This is a genomic window from Paracoccus sp. MKU1 (assembly GCF_001447385.1).
Lineage (GTDB): Bacteria > Pseudomonadota > Alphaproteobacteria > Rhodobacterales > Rhodobacteraceae > Paracoccus.
The window spans coordinates 1-22297 of sequence record NZ_LLWQ01000198.1 but is presented as its reverse complement, the minus strand read 5'-3'; the positions used below and the strand labels follow the sequence as shown (position 1 = coordinate 22297).

The following is a 22297-nucleotide window of genomic DNA, read 5'->3' as shown; positions in this document are numbered from 1 at the left end:
GAACGGCCGCTGGCGGAAAGATGACGTCGTGCGTGACGTGCGTGATATTGGTCATGACGGTCTTCCAGGCTAGGGGAATGACCGGGACGCACTCTGGCGCCCCGGTCGGCGCGGGTGGCGATCACTCGGCAGGTGCAAGCCGGCCGGACATGGCGGGGCTGGCGGTCGCTGGGGCCGTCGGATCGGTCCCCATCGGCGGCGTGAAGCGGCGCAGGCGGAGCGCGTTGCCGAGCACGAAGACCGAGGACAGCGCCATCGCCCCGGCGGCGAAGACCGGCGACAGCAGAACCCCGTAGGCCGGGTAGAGCACGCCCGCCGCGACCGGGATCAGCGCGGTGTTGTAGGCGAAGGCCCAGAACAGGTTCTGCCGGATATTGCCGATCGTCGCGCGCGACAACGCGATGGCGTTGGGCACGCCCTTGAGGCTGCCCGACATCAGCACCACGTCGGCGGCCTCGATCGCCACATCCGTTCCGGTGCCGATGGCAAGGCCCACATCCGCCTCGGCCAGCGCCGGGGCGTCGTTGATGCCGTCACCGACATAGGCCAGCGTCCCATGACTGGTCTTGAGACGGCGCACGGCCTCGACCTTGCCTTCGGGCAGCACCTCGGCCACGACCTCGTCGATGCCTAGCCGCCGGGCGATGGCTTCGGCCGTGCGGCGGTTGTCGCCGGTGATCATCGCAACCTTCAGGCCGAGGTCGTGCAACGCCGCGATCGCGGCCGGCGTCGTCTCCTTGATCGGGTCGGCCACGGCGATGATCGCCGCCAGCTTGCCGTCGATCGCGGCGTAGAGGGGCGACTTGCCCTCGTTGCCGAGACGCTCGGCGATCTTGGCGAAACCGGCCACGTCATGGCCAAGCTCGGCCATGTAGCGGTCTGCGCCGATCTCGACGGGCTTGCCGCCGGCCACGGCCCTGACGCCGAACCCTGTCACCGACTCGAAGTTCGAGACGGCGGGCAGCGTAAGGCCTTCCCCGGCGGCCGCGTCCACGATCGCACGGGCGATCGGGTGCTCCGACTTCTCCTCGACCGCGGCGACGAGGCTCAGGACCTCGGCCCGCTCGAACCCGGCGGCCAGTTCCAGATCGGTCAGCGCGGGGGCGCCTTCCGTCAGCGTGCCGGTCTTGTCCACCGCCACGACCCTGGCATCCTTCAGCAGCTGGAGCGCTTCGCCCTTGCGGAACAGCACGCCCATCTCGGCGCCGCGCCCGGTGCCCACCATGATCGAGGTCGGCGTGGCGAGGCCCATCGCACAGGGGCAGGCGATGATCAGGACCGCGACGGCGTTCACCAGCGCGAAGGTCAGCGCCGGGTCGGGACCGAAGAAGAACCAGATGCCGAAGGTCAGCGCCGCCACCGCCATGACGGCCGGGACGAACCACATGGTGACGCGGTCCACCAGCGCCTGGATTGGCAGTTTCGAGCCCTGCGCCTCCTCGACCAGGCGGATGATCTGCGCCAGCACCGTGTCCCCGCCGACCGCAGTGGCGCGAAAGGCGAAGGCGCCTTTCTGGTTCACGGTGCCGCCGGTCACGGCAGCGCCCGCCTGCTTCTGGACGGGGATGGGCTCGCCGGTGATCATCGATTCATCCACCCAGCTCTCGCCCTCGACCACCTCGCCGTCCACGGGGACGCGCTCGCCCGGACGGACCTCGACGAGATCGCCGGGAGCCACGTTGGCCACCGCGATGTCCTCGACGCGGCCGCCCCGGCGCACGCGCGCGGTCTTGGGCTGCAGGCCAACAAGGCGGGTGATCGCCTCGGAGGTGCGGCCCTTGGCGCGCGCCTCGAGATAGCGGCCGAGCAGGATCAGCGTCACGATAACGGCTGCCGCCTCGTAATAGACGTTGACGGTGCCCGCCGGCAGCAGGCCGGGGGCGAAGGTGGCGACAAGTGAATAACCGAAAGCCGCCAGCGTGCCGACCGCGACAAGGCTGTTCATGTCAGGCGCGCCACGGAACAGGGCGGGAAGGCCCTTCTGGTAGAAGCGGATGCCGGGGATGGCGAGGACCAGCAGCGTCAGCGCGAACTGGATATACCAACTGGCCTGCATGCCGATGGTGCCCGCGACGAGGTCATGGACGGCGGGAATGAGGTGGCTGCCCATCTCGAGGACGAAGACCGGCAGGGTCAGCGCCGCCGCCAGGATCAGGTCGCGCCGCAGCGTCTCGCGCTCGGCCTCCTTGCGGGCGTTGGCCTGCGCCTCATCGGCCCCGCCGCCGTCGATCAGCCGCGCCTCGTAGCCGGTTTCGGTGATGGCCCGCAGCAACGCGCCGGCATCGGCCGGGCCCGTGACGGTCGCGCGCTCGGTGGCGAGGTTGACGGTCGCCGAAGCAACGCCGGGCACCGCCTGCAGCGCCCTTTCGACCCGGCCCACGCAAGAGGCGCAGGTCATCCCCTCGATGGCGATCTCGACCGCACCCTGGGGCTTGGGCACGTCATAGCCCGCGCTTTCCACCGCACCCACCAGCGCGGCACGCTCGACCGGCGCGCTGAGACGGATGTCGGCGCGCTCGGTGGCCAGGTTGACATTTGCCGAGGCGACGCCGGGCACGGCCCGCAGCGCCTTCTCGACCCGGCCCACGCATGAGGCACAGGTCATGCCCTCGATGGACAGGCTGATCGGGGGCAGATTGATGCTGCCGGCTCCGGGCTCGCGATCTCGCGCTGGGGCGGTCATGAAGGGGGTCTCCTTGAAGCTATTCCATCATCCGCCAAGGGAAATAAGGGTTCCCATCGCTGGAAGGTCAAGACCTGTCAGGATCGATTCTTTCCTCTTGACCTTCCAACGATGGGAAACCCTATCTCACCTTGCATGAGACGAACCACAGGAGGCACTCATGCAGTTCCACATTGAAAATATGACCTGCGGCGGCTGCGCGTGCGGCGTGACCAGGGCGATTCACACGGTTGATCCCGCAGCGAACGTCGAGGCCGATCCCCCGAAGCGCAAGGTCGTCGTCACCTCCGGGCAGCCCCGCGCCGCCTTCGAGGCCGCGCTGGCCGAGGCGGGCTTTCCCGTCGCGCCGGTGGGGACGGTCGCCTGATGAACAAGCTGTCCGTTCTGTTCATGGCGACCGCGCTTGCCGCCGCGGGCGGACTGGCCGTTGCGCAATCGCAGATCGTGGATGAAGGCGTTACGATCACGGATCGTTCGGACATGGGTCATGGCGCGCATGGTGCGGCTGCCTCCGACAGCCCGGCAGTTCAGGCCTACATGGCCGCAAACGACCGCATGCATGCCGGGATGGCCGTCGAGTTCAGTGGCGACGCCGACGTGGATTTCATGCGCAGCATGATCCCGCACCATCAGGGCGCCATCGACATGGCGCGCGTCGTGTTGGGACACGGCGAGGACCCGCAGATCCGTGCCCTCGCCGAAGACGTGATCGCGGCGCAGGAGGGCGAGATCGCCATGATGCGCGAGTGGCTGGCCGCCCGCGGTCAGTAACAGGCTCGCGCCCCCCAAGGGATAGCGAGGGCCCGCCAATGAGACGGCGGGCCCTATTGTTCTGACCGACCGCGGCTCGGTGCCTGGCCGGTAGCTGGCGCCGGAGCGAACTCCGGCGCCGATCGCTCAGCGCGCCGGGCCGCCGTAGACGATGCCGTTCGGGCGATCGCCAACCGGCACTGTCTTGACCACTTCCTGGCTCCCCACGTCGATGATCGACACGGTATCGTCGGCGATGTTGGTCACGAACACATAGACCCCGTCCGCCGATGCCGATACTCCATGGGCGCCGCGGCCGGTGGTGATGGTCTTCACCACCTGACCGATTGCGGTGTCGATCACGGATACGGTGTCGTTCGGCTCGGCCTCGGTGCCCTGATTGGCGACATAGACGAATTTCCCATCCTGCGTCGCGATGAGCTGGATCGGGTTCGGCCCGACGTCGATCCTGTTCGTCACCTCGCGGGTTGAAGTGTCGATCACGGCGACGCGGTTCTCGTCGCGCAGCGAGACATAGACCTGATCGCCCGAGGGCGTGAACCCGACCTGAACCGGCGCGGTCCCGATCGGAATGCGCGCGACCTCGGACAGCGCCTGGGTGTCGATGACGGACACGGACCCGTCCTCGACATTGGCCACGTAAAGCTGGGTCTCATCCGGGCTGAGCCGTAGGCCGTGCGGATAGTCCCCCGTCGCGATACGCCCGATGACTTCGGCCCGTGCGAGATCGACGACCGCGATCTCGTCTCCGCCGGCCAAGGAGACATAGGCGCGCCCCTGCCGGTCAGCGACCACATGGGCCGGGTGCGAGCCTACCGCGACGGTCGCCTTGGGCGCCGAGAGGTTCTGCGGATCGAGAATGACCAACAGACCCTCGGCCGCACCGTCCCCGCCGTGCCCATGCCCGTCCGACCCGTGATCCCCTTCGACGGCAGGATCGCCAACGGCCAACAGCAGCTTGCCGTCAGGCGTCAGGTCGACGTTGTGGGGCGCGATCGGGATCAAAACCGTGTCGACCGCTCCGGTGGCGAGATTGATGGCGCTGATGGAATTGCCGCCTTCATTGGCGGACCAGACAGTCCCGCCGGTCTGACCAAAGGGCGCAGGTGCCTCGCCGGCCTTCGCCTCCAGCCATGCCTGCATTTCGGCGATCTCGCCTTCCTGCACCGCGATGATCTGCTCCGCCCACTCCCTTGTCTTCGGGTCGTCGCCATACTGCAGGACGATCCGGGCCATATCGATCGCGCCCTGATGATGCGGGATCATGCCCCGGACGAAGGCGACATCCGGATCGTCGGCCATGACGCCGTCCATCATCGGTCCGTGCATTTCATTCATCGATTCGACGTAGGCCCGGGTGAAATCCGGAAGGCTTTCGTTAACCGGGGCCGCCCCGGCGTTCGGCGCGCCCATCATCCCCTGCATCATCCCACCCTGCATCATCTGGCGCATCGCGCCCATGCATTCCGGGGTCATGGCCTGGCACTGCTCGGGCATCATCCCTTGCATGCCGGGCATCTGGCCTGAAGGCGGCGTTGGCGCGGGCGCCTGCTCCGCCTGTGCGGGCGGGGTTCCCGGGTGATGGGTGTCATGTCCGGCCTGCGCGAGAGCAGCGCCTGGCAGGCCTGCCAGCAGGCTGACAGTAAGGGCGATTACGATTGCTGTTCGGTTCATTGGATTTCATCCTCTGGTTCCGGAGCACCGGCCCGGATTTGCGGGCGCGGCTCTCCATCCTGTTCGTTTGTCTTTCGGGTTTGCGCGGAGCGGCCGGAGACGTCTCTCGTCCTCGCGGCGATCCCTGCGCATCACGCAGCGATGAGACGTGGCGGCTTCAGGATGCCTTCGGGTGATCGGTCGTGCGGATCAGTGCGCACAACCGTGAAAACCTCACCGTTCACGGACGGGCCGAACGTCGGCGGCGCGACGAGAACCGCGGCGGCCAGACAGATCTGGCAGCAGTCCGCCGGACCCTGGCCACTGTCCTCGTTCAGGCAGCCTGCCGATTGATCTGCGCCATGCTCGTCCGGCAGGTGAGGCTGGGCGCAGTGGCTTGCCGTGGCGGCGACCTGCTGCTGGTGGATGGCGTGTCCGGCGGGGCCGGCATGTACCGGGACCTGCAGAACCAGGGCGCCGATGGCAAGCAGCAGGATGCAAACCGCAAACTGGCGCAATCGACCGCATCTCACCCGGAAGGCAGCTCGCACCCGCCCGGTCATGCGCCACTTTCCTTCCCGGCGGCACGCCGGGCCAGTGCGATGTCGCGTTCACGTCTCCCGCCACCCGACGCCGCGAGACCGCCCCGCTGACGGAGGCAAGCCGCCTCGGCCAGGTGCTGTTTCGGATCATTCGCAAGTCGGGCGATCATGTCGGCAGCCCCGTGTCAGATTTCCCGTGGACCGAGAAAGCGCCCGAAGCTCCGGACGGTCGGGCCGAACAGGAACGCTTCATAGGGCTCGGGATCGACGCCCGGAAAATCCATGCCGGGCGAGCCGGCCGGCATGCCGGGAACGGCCAGCCCCGTCGCGTCAGGCCGCTCGGCCAGAAGGCGGCGGATGGCTGCGGCAGGCACATGGCCCTCGACCACGTAGCCGCCCACCTCGGCGGTGTGGCAGGAGGCCAGTTCGGCCGGGACGCCGAGCCGCTGCTTGAGGCTGTCCATATCGGAGGATTCTACCACCTTCACCGGGAAGCCTGCGGCCTCGATATGCGCGACCCAGCCATCGCAGCAGCCGCAGGATGGATCCTTGCTGACGCTCACCAGCGGCAGCGCTTCGGCATGTCCCCGCCTTGGCATGGACATCAGCAGGGGCAGCGCGCCGGCAGCGGCCAGAACGGTGCGCCGGCTGATGGGGTGATCGTTTCTCATCGTCAAACCTCGTTTCATGGATTCATTATCTCGCCGTCACGGTCCGGGCGCGACGCACGAAGGGGTGAGCAGGTGCTTGCATGCTGCGGCATGGTGCCGGCAGAGGCGCGCCAGCGGGCATCACAGCTTCACCCTCCGCAGCCGAGCGGCATTGGTGATCACGCTGACCGAGGACAGCGCCATGGCGGCCGCCGCGATGATCGGCGACAGCAGGATGCCGAAGAACGGATACAGCACCCCGGCCGCGACCGGCACGCCCAGAGCGTTGTAGATGAAGGCGAAGAACAGGTTCTGGCGGATATTGCCCATGACCGCTTCCGACAGCTTGCGGGCGCGGACGATGCCGGTCAGATCGCCCTTGAGCAATGTGACGCCCGCGCTTTCCATCGCCACATCGGTGCCGGTGCCCATGGCGATGCCAACGTCCGCAGCGGCCAGCGCCGGGGCGTCGTTGACGCCGTCGCCGGCCATCGCCACCACCTCGCCCGCCGCCTTGTGCCGCTGCACGACCGCGCTCTTCTGGTCGGGCAGCACCTCCGCCTCGACCTCGTCGATGCCGAGCTGGCGCGCGACGGCCTTCGCCGTGGTCCAGTTGTCGCCGGTGAGCATCACCACGCGGATGCCCTGCTCCTTGAGCGCGGCGAGCGCCTCGGGCGTCGATGGCTTGACCGGATCGGCGATGGCAAAGATGGCCGCAACCTGCCCGTCCACCCCCATGAAGATCGCGGTTGCGCCGTCCTCGCGCAGCCGGTCGGCCTCATCGGCCAGCGGCGCGACATCGACGCCCTGCTCGGCGAGGAACTTGGCATTGCCAAGGGGAATGCGCTTGCCCTCGACCACTCCGAGCGCGCCCTTGCCGGTGGGTGAGTCGAAATCCGCGACCGGTGCGAGTTCAAGGCCGCGCTCCTCGGCCGCCCGCACGATGGCCAGCGCCAACGGATGCTCGCTGGCGCGTTCGACACTGGCGGCAAGGCGCAAGGCTTCTTCCTCGGTAAAGCCAGCAGCCGGAACGATGGCGGTGACGGCGGGCCGGCCCTCGGTCAGGGTGCCGGTCTTGTCGACGATGATGGTGTCGACCTTCTCCATATGCTCCAGCGCCTCGGCGTTCTTGATCAGCACGCCCGCCTGCGCGCCGCGCCCGACGCCGACCATGATCGACATCGGCGTCGCCAGCCCCAGCGCACAGGGGCAGGCGATGATCAGAACCGAGACCGCCGCGATGAGACCGAACGAGAAGCGCGGCTCGGGACCCCAGATCGACCAGGCGATGAAGGCGAGCACCGCGACCACGATCACCGCCGGGACGAACCAGCCGGAGACCTGATCGGCCAGCCGCTGGATCGGCGCGCGGCTCCGCTGCGCCTCGGCGACAAGCTGGACGATCTGCGACAGCATGGTGTCGCGGCCGACCTTCTTCGCCTCGATCACCAGCGCGCCGGACTGGTTCATGGTGCCGCCGATGGCGGTGGCGCCGACCTCCTTGGTCACCGGCATCGACTCGCCGGTCACCATCGATTCATCGACGGCGCTGCGACCCTCGAGCACCTCGCCATCGACCGGAACCTTCTCGCCGGGCCGCACCCGCAGGCGGTCGCCGACATGAACGGTGTCGAGCTGAACCTCCTCCTCGGTGCCGTCGTCGCGGATGATCCGGGCGGTCTTGGGGGCAAGGTCGAGCAGCGCGCGGATCGCGCCGCTGGTGCTCTCTCTCGCGCGCAACTCCAGCACCTGCCCGAGCAGCACGAGCACGGTAATGACCGCCGCCGCCTCGAAATAGACCGCGACCGAGCCGTCGGGCTGGCGGAACTGGTCAGGAAAAATGCCCGGCGCCAGCGTCGCCACGACGCTGTAGATCCAGGCCGTGCCGGTGCCCATGGCGATCAGGGTGAACATGTTGAGGCTGCGGTTGACCAGCGACTGCCAGCCGCGCTGGAAGAATGGCCAGCCCGCCCAGAGAACGACTGGCGTGGCGAGGAGCAGTTGCAGCCAGTTCGAGGCCTGCTGACCGATGGCGTGGGTCAGCCCGAAAAGATGCCCGCCCATCTCGAGGACGAACACCGGGATCGTCAGAGCAAGGCCGATCCAGAACCGGCGCGTCATGTCGATCAGTTCCTCGTTCGGCCCGGCCTCCAGGCTGACCAGAACCGGCTCCAGCCCCATGCCGCAGATCGGGCATGATCCGGGCCCGACCTGCCGGATCTCCGGGTGCATCGGGCAGGTGTAGATCGTCCCTTCGGGAACCGGCTCTGCCTTGGCCGCCGCGGCGGCCGGATCGAGATAGCGTTCCGGCTCGGCCAAGAACTTCGCCCGGCACCCGGCCGAGCAGAAGTAATATGGCCGACCGGCATGCTCGGCCTTGTGCTGGGTCGTGTGGGGATCGACCATCATTCCGCAGACCGGGTCCTTGACCTTGTGCGTGTCGTCCTGCGCGGCGGCTGCGTGGTCATGCGCGTGATCATGCACATGTCCGTGGGCCGAATGGGCGTGAGTCTGGTTCTGGTGATCGTGTTCCGTCTTGCTGGTCATGTTCACGCCTCCTCGGCGTTTCCTGAGCTTGCGTTTCGTCTGTTCTGCGCCTTCCAATCGCTGGAAGGTCAAGAGGTGATTGGATTCCGGAGTTCCTGCCGTCAGTGACTACCGTGGACCTTTCCGACGCTGGCCCGTCCTGACCCGGCATGTGACCGCGTGATGTCGATGTCGGCCGCGGTCTCCTCACCATCGAGACAGTATTCCTCGATCTGCAACGTCGAGAAGTAGATGTTGAACTGCTGGCGCAGAAGATTGTTCGCCTGCCGCAGCACCCGCTCGCCGTCCTGCCAGTTCCGAACGCAGATATGGCTCGAGAAGACATTGCGCCCGGATGTCAGGCTCCAGGCATGGACGTGATGCACGTCCGTCACCCCCTCCAATTGCCGGATGGCCTCGATGGCGGCTTCCAGGTCGAGGTCTTCCGGCGTGCCTTGCAGCAGGATGTGCAATGCCTCGCGCAGAATGCCCCAGGAGGCCCAGAGCAGCACCAGTCCGAAGGCCATGCCAAGCAGAGGATCGATGGCCATAAAGCCCGTGAACCGGATCACCAGCGCAGAGATGATGATCAGGAAGCTGCCGACGAAGGTCTGCAGGATGTGCCAGTAGGCGCCGCGCATGTTCAGGTTGCCCTTCTGGCGCTCGTACAGCAGCCAGAGCGCGACAAGCTCGGTGGCGATCCCGCCCGCAGCGGCAAACAGCATCGGCGTCGTGGCCAGCTCGATCGGCTCCATGAGGCGCATCGCGCCCATCCACAGCACCAAAAGCGCCATCGCGACGAGAAACAGGCCGTTGAAAAGGGCGCCGAGGATCTCGGCCCGGACATAACCGAAGGTACGTGCCGGGCTGGATTTCCGTTCAGTCAAGCGAAGCGCGACCAGTGCGATGAGCACGCCGCCCACGGCAGAGAAGGTGTGGAAGGCATCGGAGATGACAGCGACGGAGCCCGTCCAGATGCCGATTCCCAGCTCGACTACAAAGTAAAGGCCGGTGAGCCAGCCCGAGATGACAAGCGCCTTGCGATCGCCGCCCGCGGGCATGTGACCGGCATGGCCGCCGTGAGACATCGACATGAGTCCGCCTCCTTGTTGCTGAGGGAGAACGCCGGCATCCGACGTCCTCTGCCTGGCCTATGCGCTGACCGCGAATTCGGTCATCATGCCGGTTTCGAGATGCGGCATGTGGTGGCAATGCAACATCCAGCGCGCCGCCTCACCGGCGTCGAGCGCCACATCGACCATCGACATCGGCGGCACATAGACCGTGTCGCGCAACGCGCCCGCGACCGCACGTCCGTTCAGCCTGACGACCTGGAAGACATGCCCGTGCAGATGCATCGGGTGACCCATCATCGACATGTTGTGAAAGGACAGCACTACCCGCTCACCACTGCGCGCGGCTATCGGGCGATGCTGTCCCCAGACGGCTCCGTCGATCGTCCAGACATAGGGCTGCATCGAGCCGCCCAGCATCACCATATGGCTGCGGTCCACCGGCCGATCCGGCAGCGCCTCCGCCGCGAGCAGACGCGACTCCTGCGCCAGATCGGTGTCGAAGGCGGGGGCTTCCGATTCAGCCACGGCATCGATGCGCCGGATTTCGGCACCCTGCGTGGCAAGGATCAGGCCGGTGCGCTCACGCGCGCCTTCCCGCAGCGCGAGGATCGGCCAAGCGCCGCCCTCGTTCGGCAGGTCGATCTCCAGATCGAGCCGCTGGCCCATGGCCAGGCCGAAGCGCGTGCCAGAAACCGGCTGAACCGCATGTCCGTCCACCGCAACAAGCCGCGCCTGCGCCTCGCCGGTCTCGATCCAGAACACTGTCGCCGCGGCGGCGTTGATCACACGCAGGCGGACGCGCCCGCCGCGCTCGATCTGCACCACCTCGGGGTCCGACAGCGTGCGGTCATTGGCAAGATAGGCGTCCCAGTCGTAGTCATTGAGGTCCATCGCCATGGCGTCCATGGCACCCATCCCCATCATGCCGCCCATGGCGCCGTGATCCATGCCTTCCATCGGCATGTTCCCCATGGCGCCATGATCCATACCCGCCATGCCGCCCATGCCCGCGCCGTGGCCGCCTCCATGGCCGTCTGCCGTCCCATGGCCGTCGAGGATCTCGGCCATCACTTCCTCGGGCGCCTTGAACGAGAAGTCATGCAGGAAAAGCACTACTTCCTGACGGTCGGCGCTGATATCCTCGGCGCTGCGCACGATCAGCGGTGCTGCCAGAAGGCGCATTTCGTGCAGCGGCACATGCGCGTGCATCCAGTAGGTGCCGGGCAGCGGCGCGAAGTCATAGGCGCGTGTCTCGCCGGGGGCGAGCATCGGCAAAGGCATGTCGGGCACGCCATCCTGCGCGTTGGGCGGGATCTGGCCGTGCCAGTGGATCAGCGTGTCAACATCGAGATCGTTGCGCAGATCCACCCGGAAGCGCGCGCCGGGGTTGAGTGTCAGGCCCTGTCCGGTGGGTCCGGAAAGACCCCAGACGGTGGCGGCGCGACCGTCGATGTCCAGCGTCCGGCTAGCGGCGTGCAATGATAGCGGGGCGGCGCCCTGCGCGGCCGCGATCCGGGGCAGATGCGCATAGGCCAGCACGGCTGCGCCAGCGGCAAGAAAGCCGCGTCGTGAAAGGGTATTCATGGTCGTCTCCTCGGGACAGCCTGTCCCGTTCATCAAAACCGACAGAACGCCGCGGGCTCCAGCCCGGACGCAATCAGAGGAGACGGAGCTTGGGAGGTCGTTCGTTCAGCCCAGGTGCCCGACTGGCAAGCACTGCACCGGTCGGCAGGTCATGACTGGCAGGCGCGTAATCGCTGCCAGAGCCTTCGCTCGGCGAGGTCAGGAAGACCGAAAAACCTACGCAAAGCAACTCACAGGCTTCGGCATCGCCTGAGCCACAGTGCTGGTCGCCATCACAGGGATTTTCGCTGCCGGCCGCAACCTGCATCATCTCGCCGACATGCACCGAGTGATCCGGTTCTGCGCTCAAGCGCGCCGCGTGCGCGGACGTCGCCGTCGTCATGACGGCGATCGCGAGGACGGCAAGCATGGTGACGAGGCGCGCGAACATGCCGGAAAGATAGGCGCTGGTCACGGGAATGTCCATTGCCCCCGGCGTCGCGCCTCTGGCAGTAATTCAATTTCGGCATGTAGCCGATTGAAATTCTTCACCAGCAGTCATGCAACTCATGCGCAATGAACTCCGTAATATCTTGTGGCTCGGGTTGCTCCTCGGCGGCCTGATCCTGGCGATCCTCGTTGGGTGGCATCAGGTCCGCACGGTATCCCCCGCCGCGGCATCCGCAGAAGTCATCGAACAGGGCCGGCAGGTCTATGCGGACCAATGTGCGTCCTGCCACGGTGCGCAGCTCGAGGGGCAGCCGGACTGGAAGACGCCCCTTCCATCCGGACGTCTCCCGGCGCCACCGCACGATGCCGGCGGCCACACGTGGCACCATCCCGATGACATCCTGTTCCGCATCGTCAGGGAAGGCACGGCCGCCATCGTCGGGGGCGGCTATGAGAGCGACATGCCGGGGTTTGCCGATCTTCTCAGCGACGCCGAGATCCGGGCTGTCCTCGCCTATATCAAGAGCACCTGGCCAGAGCGCGAGCGGACCTACCAGGAGAATGTGTCGCAACCACACTGATGGCACCTTCGGGATGGAGCTGCCCGTGCGACCGGCAGTGCAATTTCCCGAGGCCCACCGGTCACAGTTGAGGCCGCCGAACAGAAGCGGCATATTTGGATCGACCTGATGGCGAAACCTTTGGGAGGGATGTTCGTGGGATTATTCATGGCTTACTTGGCATTTGAAGCGCGCTCGATCTTGGCGCCGCCTCGGGTTTTCCCTCGATGAACAATCCCGGCTCCAGTTCATCGAAGCGGGTTCATGACCGCACGGAGCGGCTCAACAAGAGCTGCTTCTGCGTTACACTGGACCTTCCATCGCTGCGCGAAGCGATGGAGCGCGAGGCCGGTGATCCGGCGTTCTTCGAGACGTTCATCCGCCCCAAGGCCCATCTGTTCTCGCACGTGCCGGTGTTCCTTTCGGCCACCGCCGTCAATGAGATGCGCGCGATCGCAGTGGCTGTGGAGACCACCGCCCAACTCGCGGCATACAAGGCCGCAGTCCTCTCTTGGGTGCCGGAAATCGCGCGGGCGGATCATGGCCCGCTCGGGGCATTGATGGGCTACGACTTCCATCTTGGCGAAGACGGCCCCCGCTTGATCGAAATCAATACCAACGCCGGCGGGGCGTTTCTCAATGCCTTTCTTGCGAGGGCGCAGCGCGCGTGTTGCACCGAAATGGATATCCCCCCGACGCTGCCATCGTTCGAGGACGCGGCGTTTCGCATGTTCCAGAACGAATGGATTCGGCAGCGGGGAACGGGCGCGCCACAACGCATCGCCATCGTCGATGACAGTCCGCCGGAACAGTATCTCTACCCCGAGTTCGTGCTCGCGGGGCAAGTTTTCGCGGCACGAGGGGTAGACGCGATCATCGCCGACGCCAGTCACCTTCGCTACGACGATGGTCGGCTCAGCGCCGATGGAAAGACAATCGACCTCGTTTACAACCGGGTCACCGATTTCGCCTTCGATCAGCCCGAGCACAAGGCATTGCAGGAAGCCTACCGGGATGGCGCGGTGGTCGTGACGCCGAATCCGCACAATCACGCGCTCCTTGCAGACAAGCGCAACCTTTCGCTTCTTTCGAATTCCGCGACGCTGGAGGCCTGGGGCGTGGAACCGAGACTTCGCGCCCTGCTTGATGCCGTTCCACGCACCGTGCTGGTCAGTCCTGACAACGCTGACGCACTTTGGAAATCCCGCAGGGACCTGTTCTTCAAGCCGACCGGCGGACATGGCGGCAAGGCGGTATATCGTGGCGACAAGCTGACGAAAGGGGTCTGGGCGGAGATCGCGGAGGGCGGATACGTTGCTCAGACGCTGGTCCGCCCCAGCGAGCGCATGATCAGGATCGACGAGATACCCCAGACGCGCAAAATGGACGTGCGTCTGTATACATATGATGGCCAGGTGCTTCTGGTGGCCGCGCGCCTCTATCAAGGTCAGACCACGAACTTCAGGACGCCAGGGGGCGGCTTCGCGCCCGTGTTCGTGATCTGAAGCGTGAGCTGGCGGGGTTTGGCTTTAATATATCAATGCATTAATTTGGGGAGCATTCAACATCAGGCGCATCCCCTCCGGCACTTGCCCTCGCGAAAGCGTTCTCCCGATCCGGTTGCGGCCGGATTTTTTCGTTGTTTTCGAGGGCTATTCGGGCGGCTGAACACTGACCCCGCTGCCATGAGGTCCGGAAGCGGTTTCTCCGGACCGATACTCTCCTGACCTGATGACTGTGCCGGTTGGTGAATTTCTTACAGCAAGCTGAAATTGTGTGCTTTTCGGCTTTTCGGGATCGCCGGCCCGAATACTTCGATGCCGGTGGCGTTCGTGAGGGGGAGAATAAATCGAGCTATCGCCCTCAGAATAGTTCCGTGCTGCTCTCGTCGCGGATACGGAGGGGGTATCTTTCGCCCCTGATGGTGGGCGATTTCGATACCCCCCAACTTCGCCCTGCACCTCGCCGGTCTTCCTTCGCCACCGTGGTCATTGCCCGCCGCTGATCCGCAGTGGCCGTTTGCAACACCACGGAGGCCCGATCATGCCACATGAACCCGTCGTCCTGCCGCCGCGTTTTCTACGGACCAAAGAGGCCGCGACCTTTCTCAGCCTCTCGGCCCGGACGCTCGAAAAACACCGCACCTACGGAACCGGGCCAGCCTATCGCAAGCTTGGCGGCCGTGTGGTCTATGCCATCGACGATCTTGAGGCCTGGACCGAGCGCGGCGCGGTGACCTCCACCTCCGATCCGCGCGGCTCCGTGCTGCCCGCCAAGCGTCATGCGTTTCCGTCCGGCCCGCAGGCTGGTCGTTACGCCCGCTGACCGCTCGCGGTTTTCTTCATGACGGTGCGACGTCGATCCCTTTCCGAGCGCGGGCAACTCGACCTGTTCAGGGCGCTCCCCGGCGATTTCGCGCCACGAGACGCGCAGGATCTCATGGCCTATCCCTTCTTCTCCCTCGCCAAGTCGAAGCGCATCGCGCCCATCGACTTCGCCGCCGGCAATGTCTCCATCCGGGTCGAGGCTGTTCCCGATCACGGCATGGCCACGATCTGGGACGCCGATATTCTGATCTGGGCGGCGAGCCAGATCGTCGAAGCCCGCGACAGCGGCCTTCGCACCTCCCGGCTGATGGCCGCCACGCCCTACGAGATTCTCACCTATGTCGGGCGCGGCACCGGCTTGCGCGACTATCAGCGCCTGAAGGCGGCGCTCGACCGGCTGCAATCGACCACGATTTCCACCTCGATCCGCCAGCCGGTCGAAGGGCGCCGGCATCGCTTCTCCTGGATCAACGAATGGCAGGAACGCACCGACCATAGCGGCAGACCCGATGGCATCGAGATGATCGTGCCGGACTGGTTCTACCAGGCCGTCCTCGACGATGCGCTCGTGCTGACCATCGACCGGACCTATTTCGACCTAACCGGCGGCCTTGACCGCTGGCTCTATCGCCTGGTGCGCAAGCACGGCGGCCGCCAGCGCGATGGCTGGCGGTTCGATTTCCGTCACCTTCACCAGAAATCCGGCAGCCTGTCGCCGTTCAAGCGCTTCGCCTTCGAGCTGCGCGACATCATCCGGCGCCAGCCTCTGCCGGGCTATTCGCTGTTTCTCGAAGCTGAGGTTGGCGGGCGGATGCTGCTGGCCTTCGAGCCGGTCGCGCCCTGTGGAAAACCTGTGGATGGCCTCGTGCTATCAGGAACCCGGACTATCGTGCTATCGGGAACCGGAGGCTCGTGCTATCAGGAACCGAAACCGGGCTTAACACCCGGAACCCATTCAGGAAATCGCGCCCTTAACTTAGAGTCTAACAAAGAGTCTAACTTTGAAGAGCGCGCGCGCGATGTGGAAAACCTCATCCGCGACACCGCCAGAAGCCTTGGTAGAGCCGCTAAGAAGAGGGCATCCGACGCCCCGGCATCGCCTCGACCGGCATCTGATCGAGGCGCAACCGAGGCTCCTGAATCTGCAGAAAGACCCCGCCTGCCTCTCGATCTGCCGGGGGGGTGCAAATGATCATCGCGCTCCTCAACCAGAAGGGCGGTGTCGGCAAGACGACGCTGGCGCTGCATCTTGCCGGTGAACTGGCTCAGGGTGGCAAGCGCGTCACCCTGATCGACGCCGATCCGCAAGGCTCCGCCCTCGACTGGTCGCAACAACGCGCGCGTGAGGGCCTGCCACGCGCCTTCGGCACCGTTGGCCTGGCCCGCGACACGCTGCATCGCGAAGCGCCCGAACTCGCCCGCGATGTCGATCGCATCGTCATCGACGGGCCACCGCGCGTCGCCGGCCTCATGCGCTCCGCGCTGCTCGCCGCCGATCTCGTGCTGATCCCGGTGCAGCCATCGCCGTTCGACGGCTGGGCTTCGGCGGAGATGCTCGCCCTCCTGGCGGAGGCGCGCATCTACCGGCCCCAGCTCGTTGCCCGCTTCGTGCTCAACCGCTGCGGTGCCCGCACCGTCATCGCCCGCGAGACCGCCGAGACGCTGGCGGACCACGATCCTCCCGTGCTCACCAGCGCCATCGGCCAGCGCGTCGTCTTCGCCGACGCCGCGCAGACCGGGCGGCTCGTCCGCGAGATCGGGCGCCGATCACCCGCCGCGCGCGAGATTGCCGCCCTGGCCGCCGAGATCGGCCTGCTGGGGATCGGGAGGGTATCGGCATGACGATCCTTACCGGCGACTGCCGCGAAGAAATGCCCTGGCACGCACCCTACGACATGATCATCGCCGATCCGCCCTATGGCGACACTTCGCTCGCATGGGATCGGCGCGTCGAGGGCTGGGTCGTGCTGGCGCGCGCCGCCCTCAGGCCGACCGGCTCGCTCTGGGTCTTCGGCTCGCTGCGCAGCTTCATGGCGACCGCCGACCGCTTCACTGACGCCGGCTTGCGGATCGCGCAGGAGATCGTCTGGGAAAAGCAGAACGGCACCGGCTTTCATGCCGACCGCTTCAAGCGGGTGCATGAACTGGCCGTCCAGTTCTATCCCGCCGAGACCGCTTGGCGTGACATCTACAACGACGTCCAGACCACGCCCGACGCGACGGCCCGCACGGTGCGGCGCAAGCAGCGCCCGCCCCATACCGGCCAGATCGACGCCGGCCATTATGTCAGCCATGACGGCGGGCCGCGCCTCATGCGCTCGGTCATCTACCTGCGCAACTGCCACGGCCGCGCCATCCATCCGACCGAAAAGCCGTCGGCGCTCCTGGAGATCCTGATCCGCACGAGCTGCCCCGAAGGCGGCCTGGTCGGCGACTGGTTCGCCGGTTCCGGCGCGGCCGGGGAAGCCTGCCGGCTTTCCGGCCGGCGCTATCTCGGCTGCGAGATCGACCCCGACATGGCCGAGTGCGCGCGGGCGCGCATCGCCACCGTGCTGCCATTCCATGACGGAATTTCGTCATGACGGCGCGCACCGAGAAGCGCAGCTTCGCTACGCGCCCGGCCGATCCCGATAGCTGGATCAAGGCCGGCGACGCGCCGCCGCCGCGCACGGATACCGCCGACGCCTATTCGGCGCGGCTGACCGTGGACATCACGCCGGCGCTGCGCGGCCGCATCAAGATCGCGGCTTTCCAGCGCGGCATCACCGTCGCCGACATGCTGCGCGACCTGCTGGCGCGCGAGTTTCCCGACATAGGGGGAGACCGCCCATGATCGGCATCGACGCCCATGACGGCGATCTGACCCGCGCGGAACTGACCTGGGTGGAAGGCAAGACCGAATACTGGATCAGATTCGGCCATGCGACTGGTGAGCAGATCCTCGATCGCAACCGGCGTGTTGTATTCTTCCATCCCGGCACGGTGTTTGCGTTCGTCCGCTGGGCGGCGAACGACCACGGCACGATCATTTCGCGCCTCGACATCCTGCGCGCGGTTGCGCCGGGCCAGTCCTATCAGACGCTGCCCTTCGTCCGTCCAGGCGGCGAAATCCTGCTGAAGATCGAAGGCTGGCCGAAGGTCGAGGCTGTCCTTCGCCATGTCGACGGGATCGAGGCCATAGGTGTCGATCCGGCCCAAGTCGATCCCGATCATTGGCGGCACGTCTCCCACTGGATAAACGCAGGCGAAGCGCCGCGTCCCTACACCGCGGAGCGTCATCAGGCATGGCTCTGGCGGCGGGAGATCGCCCCATGACGCGCTTTCGCTATGTCATGGTGACGACGGTTGCCACGCTCGGGATCGCCTTTGCCGGATTCGTTCCGACTGCGCCAAGGCTGGTCTGGAACGCATCGGCCAGCGTGCCGATCGGGTTCTATACTGTCGCACCCGACGACCGGATCGCGGTGCCCGATCTGGTCGCCGTCATCCCACCCGAACCCTTCGCCTCGTTTATGGTCGAGCGCGGCTACGTCGCACGCGACGTGCCGCTTCTGAAGCACGTTCTCGGCCTGCCCGGACAGCGCCTGTGCCGCGATGGCCGCGCCATTATCGTCGACGGCGTTCCGCTCGGCGAGGCGCGCGACCACGACAGCTTCGGCCGAGACCTGCCCGTCTGGCAGGGCTGTCGCGTCATCGCCGAGGGCGAAGTGTTCCTGATGAACCCGGACGTCGGCGACAGCCTCGACGGCCGCTATTTCGGCCCGTTCCCCGCCTCGGCGGTGATCGGCCACGCGATCCCGCTTTTCACCGACGAAGACGGCGAGGGCCGCTTTGTCTGGCGCGCGCCGATGCGGTGACAGCGCGTCCATAGCGGGGCCGTTGAGCCGTCCCGCGTCTTCTCCACCGCATAGGAAAGGAGCCTTCCATGGCACAGATCGGCCAGTTTACCCGCACCCCGTCCGGCTATTCCGGGCGTGTCCGCACGCTCTCGCTGGACGTCGAGCTGACCTTCACGCCGTCGGAAAATGCGGACGCCGACAAGGCGCCTGCCTATCGCATCCATCTCGGCGATGAGTATGGGCCGGAAGTCGGCGCAGGCTGGAAACATTCCGGCGAGCGCGCGGGACCGTTCGTCTCCGTGCTTCTCGACGATCCAGTTTTCCAGCAGCCGATCCGCGCCCGCCTGTTCCAGTCGGACGAAGACGGCCGCGACTGGGGCTTGCACTGGACCCGCCAAAAGAAGCGCGACGAGCAGGAGTGATCATGGTCACGTCCTGCATCCGTCCCGCCTCGGGGAGATGTGGCGCCCGCCGCCGCATCCTCCTCCTTCTTCTTTCCGGCCTGTTCGTCACAGCCATTGCCCCGCTGCCCGGCCTGGCGCAGATCGCCGTGATGGGTCGTGCCGTCGCCGTGCATCCGCACGGCGCCCATATCGAAGAGGCTTCGCAGCGGTTCGGCATCCCGGCGGCATGGATCATCGCCGTGATGCAGGTCGAAAGCGCGGGCAATATGCACGCCATATCGTCTGCCGGCGCGATGGGGCTGATGCAGGTCATGCCCTCGACTTGGGCGGAGCTGCGCATCCGCCATGCTCTCGGCCGCGACCCCTTCGAGCCGCGCGACAACATCCTCGCGGGCACCGCCTACCTACGCGAGATGTGGGATCGCTACGGCAATGTCGCCGCGATGCTCGCGGCCTACAATGCCGGTCCCGGTCGCTACGATGAATACCGCGCGACGGCTCGTCCGCTGCCTGCCGAGACGCGCGCCTATGTCGCTGCTTTGACGCCGATCCTGCTCGGCGAGCGGCCTTCCGGCAGCGGCTCGACGGTCGCTCCGCCGCCCGACTGGCGCGAGGCGGCGCTCTTCGTCGCGCGTGAAATMGGCGCTTCCGCTGCCGATCCCGCGTCCCCCGACCGCACGCCGGACGATGCCCCTTCGCTCGTCCCGGCGGCACCGGACGCACTCACCGCCTTGCAGTCGGAGGGGCTGTTCGTCGCCCGCGATGCCGGTGGGGACCGGCCATGAGCAGCGGCACCGCAATTCGCATCCCATCGGGCGCTGGCGTGTCATGGAGGGCGCAGAGGGTGGCGGCAGGCACCACGACCGAAAGATGGCAGGATAAAAGCGCGCACGGTGCGGCTCAGGCGGGCGGTTGTTTTTGTTCATGTTTTCGGCGCGTTTCGCACCGTGCGGCGCTATCGCGCGCCGTGTGCTTCGCGCCCATCTTCCTGATTTTCTTTTCTGTTTTGCACCGTGCGGGGATGTGCCATGTCCGATGAGCACGAGTTTCGCATCCGTCCGGGGCGCATCCGCTCGACCCGTGCGCAGCAAACCCGGCCCTTCATCGCGCAGGCACTTGCCGCCGCGAAGAAGGCCGGAGGCGGCGTCTCGCGATCCGGTCTCGTCACCTCCAGTAATCGCTCCCGTTTCGGGCGCGGCCAGCGCGCCAGCGTTCAGGCCAACCGCCTCATCACCTCCCGCACACGGGGCGCCGTCGTCAAGGCGCGCGTCGTTCGCCACATGGCGTCGTCGGCGCCGCTTGGGGCGCATCTTGATTATCTGCGCCGTGACGGCGTGACCCGAGACGGAGAGAAGGCAAGGCTGTTCGGGCCGGGAACCGAGGACGCCGATGGTCGCGCTTTCGCGGAGCGCTGCGGTGATGACCGACATCATTTCCGGTTCATCGTCTCGCCTGACGACGCGCTGGATATGTCCGACCTCCGATCCTTCACCGACGATCTTGTCGGTCAGATGGAAAAGGATCTCGGAACGCGCCTCGACTGGGTGGCGGTCGATCACTGGAACACGGCGCATCCGCATGTCCATCTGCTCGTGCGCGGCACCCGCGATGACGGGCAGGATCTCGTGATTTCCCGCGACTACATCAAGGAGGGGATGCGGGACCGGGCGCGCGATCTCATCACCCTGGAGCTGGGGCCGCGCACCGATCTCGATATCCGCCGCAGCCTTGAGGCCCAGATCGAGGCGGAACGCTGGACACAGCTCGACCGGCAGCTTGTCCGTGACGCCGGCAAATCCGGTATCGTCGATCTCGCCCCGCTCGCTGATCACCCGCAGGACGAGTTCCACACGCTGAAGGTCGGTCGGCTGCGCACCCTCGAAATCCTCGGGGTGGCCGACCAGATCGGCCATTCGCAATGGTTCATCAAGCCCGAGGCCGAGACGGTGCTGCGCGAACTCGGCGAGCGCGGCGACATTATCAAGCGCATGCACCGTGCCCTGACCGAACGCGGCATCGAGCGCGGTTCGGCCAGCTATGTGCTGGCCGGCGAAAGCCTCGATGTTCCCGTCATCGGCCGCCTGGTCGAGCGCGGCCTCGATGATGAGTTGAAGGGCACCGCCTATGCCGTGGTCGACGGCGTCGACGGCCGCAGCCATCATATCAAGCTGCCGCATCTGGATGCCGCCGGCGACAGCCCACCCGGCTCGATTGTCGAGCTGCGCGCTTATGAGGATGCGCAAGGTGCGCGCCGTGTCGCGCTTGCCGTCCGCTCCGATCTCGATCTCGGCGCTCAGGTCGGCGCGTCGGGTGCGACCTGGCTCGACCGGCAGGCCATCGCCCGAGATCCGATTGCGCTTTCCGACAGCGGCTTCGGCGCCGAGGTCCGTCAGGCTCTGGATGACCGCGCGGAACATCTGATCGGCGAGGGCTATGCCGAACGACAGGGCGGACGCGTGGTCTTTGCGCGCCGGCTGCTCAGCACGCTGCGCAGGCGCGAACTCGACAGCCTTGCCGAGAAGCTCGCAGCTGAGACCGGCATGTCCTTCGAGCGCGCCGCCAGCGGCGAATATGTCGCCGGTTCCTATCGCCAGCGCTTCGCGCTCGCCTCCGGCCGTTTCGCCATGATCGAGGGTCCCGGACCCGACGGGGGCCTCGGCTTCCAGCTCGTGCCCTGGTCGCCCTCTTTGGAAAAGCAGATCGGCCGTCACGTCTCCGGCGTCGCCCGCGACGATGGCGGCATCGATTGGGACTTCGGGCGAAAGCGCAGCCTCGGCCTCTGACCTCAACCGGAAAGGATCTCCGCCCATGTCCGCCACCAAAATTCTCTGGGGACAGATCAGCATCGTCTTCCTCATCATCCTCGCCACCACCTGGGGCGCGACGCAATATGTCGCCTGGAGTCTCGGCTATCAGGCGCAACTCGGCCCGCCCTGGTTTGAGCTGTTCGGGACGCCGATCTACTACCCGCCGGCGATCTTCTGGTGGTGGTATTTCTATGAAGCCTATGCGCCACCGATGTCAACGGCGGCGTAAAAACCTGCCACTGGGCGGCGCAAAAGTCGGCCACCGTTGTGCGCGGCTGAGACCGCTGCGAGGGCGTAGCCCGAGCGGGGGTCTCAGCCGCGCGTTGCGGTTTTCGAGGAGGGGGGATCAGCCGGCCTTTCTGGCGCGACTGTTGGCGAGGCGGTAGCTTTCGCCATTCATCTCGAGGATGTTGACGTGGTGGGTCAGCCGGTCGAGAAGCGCGCCG

General features: G+C 66.3%; 23 protein-coding genes and 1 pseudogene. 15 read left to right on the top strand and 9 right to left on the bottom strand.

What is annotated here, in order from left to right; translation table 11 throughout:
* Positions 1–121: 121 nt before the first annotated feature.
* Positions 122–2683 (bottom strand): heavy metal translocating P-type ATPase, encoded by a 2562-nt coding sequence (locus AQY21_RS18540; RefSeq protein ID WP_082658172.1) that lies wholly within the window; start codon positions 2681–2683, stop codon positions 122–124.
* Between the two features lie 160 nt (positions 2684–2843).
* Between AQY21_RS18540 and AQY21_RS18535 the strand changes: the two genes are divergently transcribed.
* Both AQY21_RS18535 and AQY21_RS18530 read left to right on the top strand, forming a co-directional pair.
* The gene (locus AQY21_RS18535; RefSeq protein ID WP_058099090.1) at positions 2844–3050 is read left to right on the top strand and encodes a heavy-metal-associated domain-containing protein; all 207 of its coding nucleotides are present in this window, start codon (positions 2844–2846) and stop codon (positions 3048–3050) included.
* On the top strand, positions 3050–3454 hold the full coding sequence (locus AQY21_RS18530; RefSeq protein ID WP_058099089.1) for a DUF305 domain-containing protein: 405 nt from the start codon (positions 3050–3052) through the stop codon (positions 3452–3454). Before AQY21_RS18535 ends, AQY21_RS18530 begins: the two co-directional genes overlap by 1 nt.
* Before the next feature lie 126 nt (positions 3455–3580).
* Here the strand turns inward: AQY21_RS18530 and AQY21_RS18525 are convergent, their stop codons facing one another.
* The 7 genes from AQY21_RS18525 to AQY21_RS18495 form a co-directional block, all read right to left on the bottom strand.
* Positions 3581–5128, bottom strand: coding sequence for a DUF305 domain-containing protein (locus AQY21_RS18525; RefSeq protein WP_058099088.1), 1548 nt, complete (start codon positions 5126–5128; stop codon positions 3581–3583).
* 131 nt (positions 5129–5259) lie between these two features.
* Positions 5260–5670, bottom strand: a complete 411-nt coding sequence (locus AQY21_RS18520) for a hypothetical protein (RefSeq protein WP_058099087.1) — start codon at positions 5668–5670, stop codon at positions 5260–5262.
* A 164-nt stretch (positions 5671–5834) separates the two neighbouring features.
* Positions 5835–6320 (bottom strand): DUF411 domain-containing protein, encoded by a 486-nt coding sequence (locus AQY21_RS18515; RefSeq protein WP_058099086.1) that lies wholly within the window; start codon positions 6318–6320, stop codon positions 5835–5837.
* 120 nt (positions 6321–6440) lie between these two features.
* Positions 6441–8846: a heavy metal translocating P-type ATPase gene (locus AQY21_RS18510; protein WP_058099085.1), complete on the bottom strand. Its 2406-nt coding sequence runs from the start codon at positions 8844–8846 to the stop codon at positions 6441–6443.
* 101 nt (positions 8847–8947) lie between these two features.
* Entirely contained in the window at positions 8948–9919 is a 972-nt protein-coding gene (locus AQY21_RS18505; RefSeq protein WP_152988272.1) for a cation diffusion facilitator family transporter, read from the bottom strand.
* A 57-nt stretch (positions 9920–9976) separates the two neighbouring features.
* Positions 9977–11485, bottom strand: coding sequence for a multicopper oxidase family protein (locus AQY21_RS18500; protein ID WP_058099084.1), 1509 nt, complete (start codon positions 11483–11485; stop codon positions 9977–9979).
* A gap of 73 nt (positions 11486–11558) precedes the next feature.
* Positions 11559–11939 carry a hypothetical protein gene (locus AQY21_RS18495; protein WP_233141200.1) on the bottom strand — a complete coding sequence of 127 codons (381 nt, stop codon included), beginning with the start codon at positions 11937–11939 and terminating at the stop codon, positions 11559–11561.
* A gap of 94 nt (positions 11940–12033) precedes the next feature.
* On the opposite strand from AQY21_RS18495, the gene AQY21_RS18490 reads away from it, so the two are divergent.
* The 13 genes and pseudogenes from AQY21_RS18490 to AQY21_RS18430 form a co-directional block, all read left to right on the top strand.
* The gene (locus AQY21_RS18490; protein WP_082658174.1) at positions 12034–12495 is read left to right on the top strand and encodes a cytochrome c; all 462 of its coding nucleotides are present in this window, start codon (positions 12034–12036) and stop codon (positions 12493–12495) included.
* A gap of 206 nt (positions 12496–12701) precedes the next feature.
* The gene (locus AQY21_RS18485) at positions 12702–13979 is read left to right on the top strand and encodes a hypothetical protein (protein WP_058099082.1); all 1278 of its coding nucleotides are present in this window, start codon (positions 12702–12704) and stop codon (positions 13977–13979) included.
* Positions 13980–14517: 538 nt separating this feature from the next.
* Positions 14518–14799 (top strand): AlpA family transcriptional regulator, encoded by a 282-nt coding sequence (locus AQY21_RS18480; protein ID WP_012092626.1) that lies wholly within the window; start codon positions 14518–14520, stop codon positions 14797–14799.
* Positions 14800–14817: 18 nt separating this feature from the next.
* Complete coding sequence (locus AQY21_RS18475; RefSeq protein ID WP_058099081.1) at positions 14818–15993, top strand: replication initiator protein A; 1176 nt, start codon at positions 14818–14820, stop codon at positions 15991–15993.
* Positions 15990–16643 carry a ParA family partition ATPase gene (gene parA / locus AQY21_RS18470; RefSeq protein WP_012092628.1) on the top strand — a complete coding sequence of 218 codons (654 nt, stop codon included), beginning with the start codon at positions 15990–15992 and terminating at the stop codon, positions 16641–16643. Before AQY21_RS18475 ends, parA begins: the two co-directional genes overlap by 4 nt.
* Entirely contained in the window at positions 16640–17383 is a 744-nt protein-coding gene (locus AQY21_RS18465) for a site-specific DNA-methyltransferase (RefSeq protein WP_012092629.1), read from the top strand. The genes parA and AQY21_RS18465 overlap by 4 nt, the downstream gene beginning before the upstream one ends.
* Positions 17380–17634, top strand: a complete 255-nt coding sequence (locus tag AQY21_RS18460; protein WP_058099080.1) for a hypothetical protein — start codon at positions 17380–17382, stop codon at positions 17632–17634. The genes AQY21_RS18465 and AQY21_RS18460 overlap by 4 nt, the downstream gene beginning before the upstream one ends.
* Complete coding sequence (locus AQY21_RS18455; protein WP_012092631.1) at positions 17631–18116, top strand: DUF2840 domain-containing protein; 486 nt, start codon at positions 17631–17633, stop codon at positions 18114–18116. The genes AQY21_RS18460 and AQY21_RS18455 overlap by 4 nt, the downstream gene beginning before the upstream one ends.
* Positions 18113–18658 carry a S26 family signal peptidase gene (locus tag AQY21_RS18450; protein ID WP_012092632.1) on the top strand — a complete coding sequence of 182 codons (546 nt, stop codon included), beginning with the start codon at positions 18113–18115 and terminating at the stop codon, positions 18656–18658. The genes AQY21_RS18455 and AQY21_RS18450 overlap by 4 nt, the downstream gene beginning before the upstream one ends.
* A 68-nt stretch (positions 18659–18726) precedes the next feature.
* Positions 18727–19062 carry a DUF736 domain-containing protein gene (locus tag AQY21_RS18445; protein WP_058099079.1) on the top strand — a complete coding sequence of 112 codons (336 nt, stop codon included), beginning with the start codon at positions 18727–18729 and terminating at the stop codon, positions 19060–19062.
* Between the two features lie 2 nt (positions 19063–19064).
* Positions 19065–19829: a lytic transglycosylase domain-containing protein gene (locus AQY21_RS18440; protein WP_012092634.1), complete on the top strand. Its 765-nt coding sequence runs from the start codon at positions 19065–19067 to the stop codon at positions 19827–19829.
* A 243-nt stretch (positions 19830–20072) separates the two neighbouring features.
* Positions 20073–21827 carry a VirD2 family relaxase/mobilization nuclease gene (locus AQY21_RS18435; RefSeq protein WP_058099078.1) on the top strand — a complete coding sequence of 585 codons (1755 nt, stop codon included), beginning with the start codon at positions 20073–20075 and terminating at the stop codon, positions 21825–21827.
* A gap of 25 nt (positions 21828–21852) precedes the next feature.
* Positions 21853–22065: pseudogene (locus AQY21_RS18430) on the top strand (conjugal transfer protein TraG); the annotation flags it as partial.
* Positions 22066–22197: 132 nt separating this feature from the next.
* Here AQY21_RS18430 and AQY21_RS18425 read toward each other — a convergent pair.
* The coding region (locus AQY21_RS18425; RefSeq protein ID WP_238986826.1) for an ATP-binding protein at positions 22198–22297 on the bottom strand (100 nt) is incomplete at its 5' end.

Bases quoted from the DNA above. Each gene is read 5' to 3' on its own strand.
- AQY21_RS18525 (WP_058099088.1), bottom strand. From the start codon at position 5,128: ATGAACCGAACAGCAATCGTAATCGCCCTTACTGTCAGCCTGCTGGCA.
- AQY21_RS18530 (WP_058099089.1), top strand. From the start codon at position 3,050: ATGAACAAGCTGTCCGTTCTGTTCATGGCGACCGCGCTTGCCGCCGCG.
- AQY21_RS18535 (WP_058099090.1), top strand. From the start codon at position 2,844: ATGCAGTTCCACATTGAAAATATGACCTGCGGCGGCTGCGCGTGCGGC.
- AQY21_RS18505 (WP_152988272.1), bottom strand. From the start codon at position 9,919: ATGTCGATGTCTCACGGCGGCCATGCCGGTCACATGCCCGCGGGCGGC.
- AQY21_RS18445 (WP_058099079.1), top strand. From the start codon at position 18,727: ATGGCACAGATCGGCCAGTTTACCCGCACCCCGTCCGGCTATTCCGGG.
- AQY21_RS18475 (WP_058099081.1), top strand. From the start codon at position 14,818: ATGACGGTGCGACGTCGATCCCTTTCCGAGCGCGGGCAACTCGACCTG.
- parA (WP_012092628.1), top strand. From the start codon at position 15,990: ATGATCATCGCGCTCCTCAACCAGAAGGGCGGTGTCGGCAAGACGACG.
- AQY21_RS18500 (WP_058099084.1), bottom strand. From the start codon at position 11,485: ATGAATACCCTTTCACGACGCGGCTTTCTTGCCGCTGGCGCAGCCGTG.
- AQY21_RS18485 (WP_058099082.1), top strand. From the start codon at position 12,702: ATGAACAATCCCGGCTCCAGTTCATCGAAGCGGGTTCATGACCGCACG.
- AQY21_RS18520 (WP_058099087.1), bottom strand. From the start codon at position 5,670: ATGACCGGGCGGGTGCGAGCTGCCTTCCGGGTGAGATGCGGTCGATTG.
- AQY21_RS18450 (WP_012092632.1), top strand. From the start codon at position 18,113: ATGACGCGCTTTCGCTATGTCATGGTGACGACGGTTGCCACGCTCGGG.
- AQY21_RS18465 (WP_012092629.1), top strand. From the start codon at position 16,640: ATGACGATCCTTACCGGCGACTGCCGCGAAGAAATGCCCTGGCACGCA.
- AQY21_RS18435 (WP_058099078.1), top strand. From the start codon at position 20,073: ATGTCCGATGAGCACGAGTTTCGCATCCGTCCGGGGCGCATCCGCTCG.
- AQY21_RS18460 (WP_058099080.1), top strand. From the start codon at position 17,380: ATGACGGCGCGCACCGAGAAGCGCAGCTTCGCTACGCGCCCGGCCGAT.
- AQY21_RS18540 (WP_082658172.1), bottom strand. From the start codon at position 2,683: ATGACCGCCCCAGCGCGAGATCGCGAGCCCGGAGCCGGCAGCATCAAT.
- AQY21_RS18490 (WP_082658174.1), top strand. From the start codon at position 12,034: ATGCGCAATGAACTCCGTAATATCTTGTGGCTCGGGTTGCTCCTCGGC.
- AQY21_RS18510 (WP_058099085.1), bottom strand. From the start codon at position 8,846: ATGACCAGCAAGACGGAACACGATCACCAGAACCAGACTCACGCCCAT.
- AQY21_RS18455 (WP_012092631.1), top strand. From the start codon at position 17,631: ATGATCGGCATCGACGCCCATGACGGCGATCTGACCCGCGCGGAACTG.
- AQY21_RS18480 (WP_012092626.1), top strand. From the start codon at position 14,518: ATGCCACATGAACCCGTCGTCCTGCCGCCGCGTTTTCTACGGACCAAA.
- AQY21_RS18515 (WP_058099086.1), bottom strand. From the start codon at position 6,320: ATGAGAAACGATCACCCCATCAGCCGGCGCACCGTTCTGGCCGCTGCC.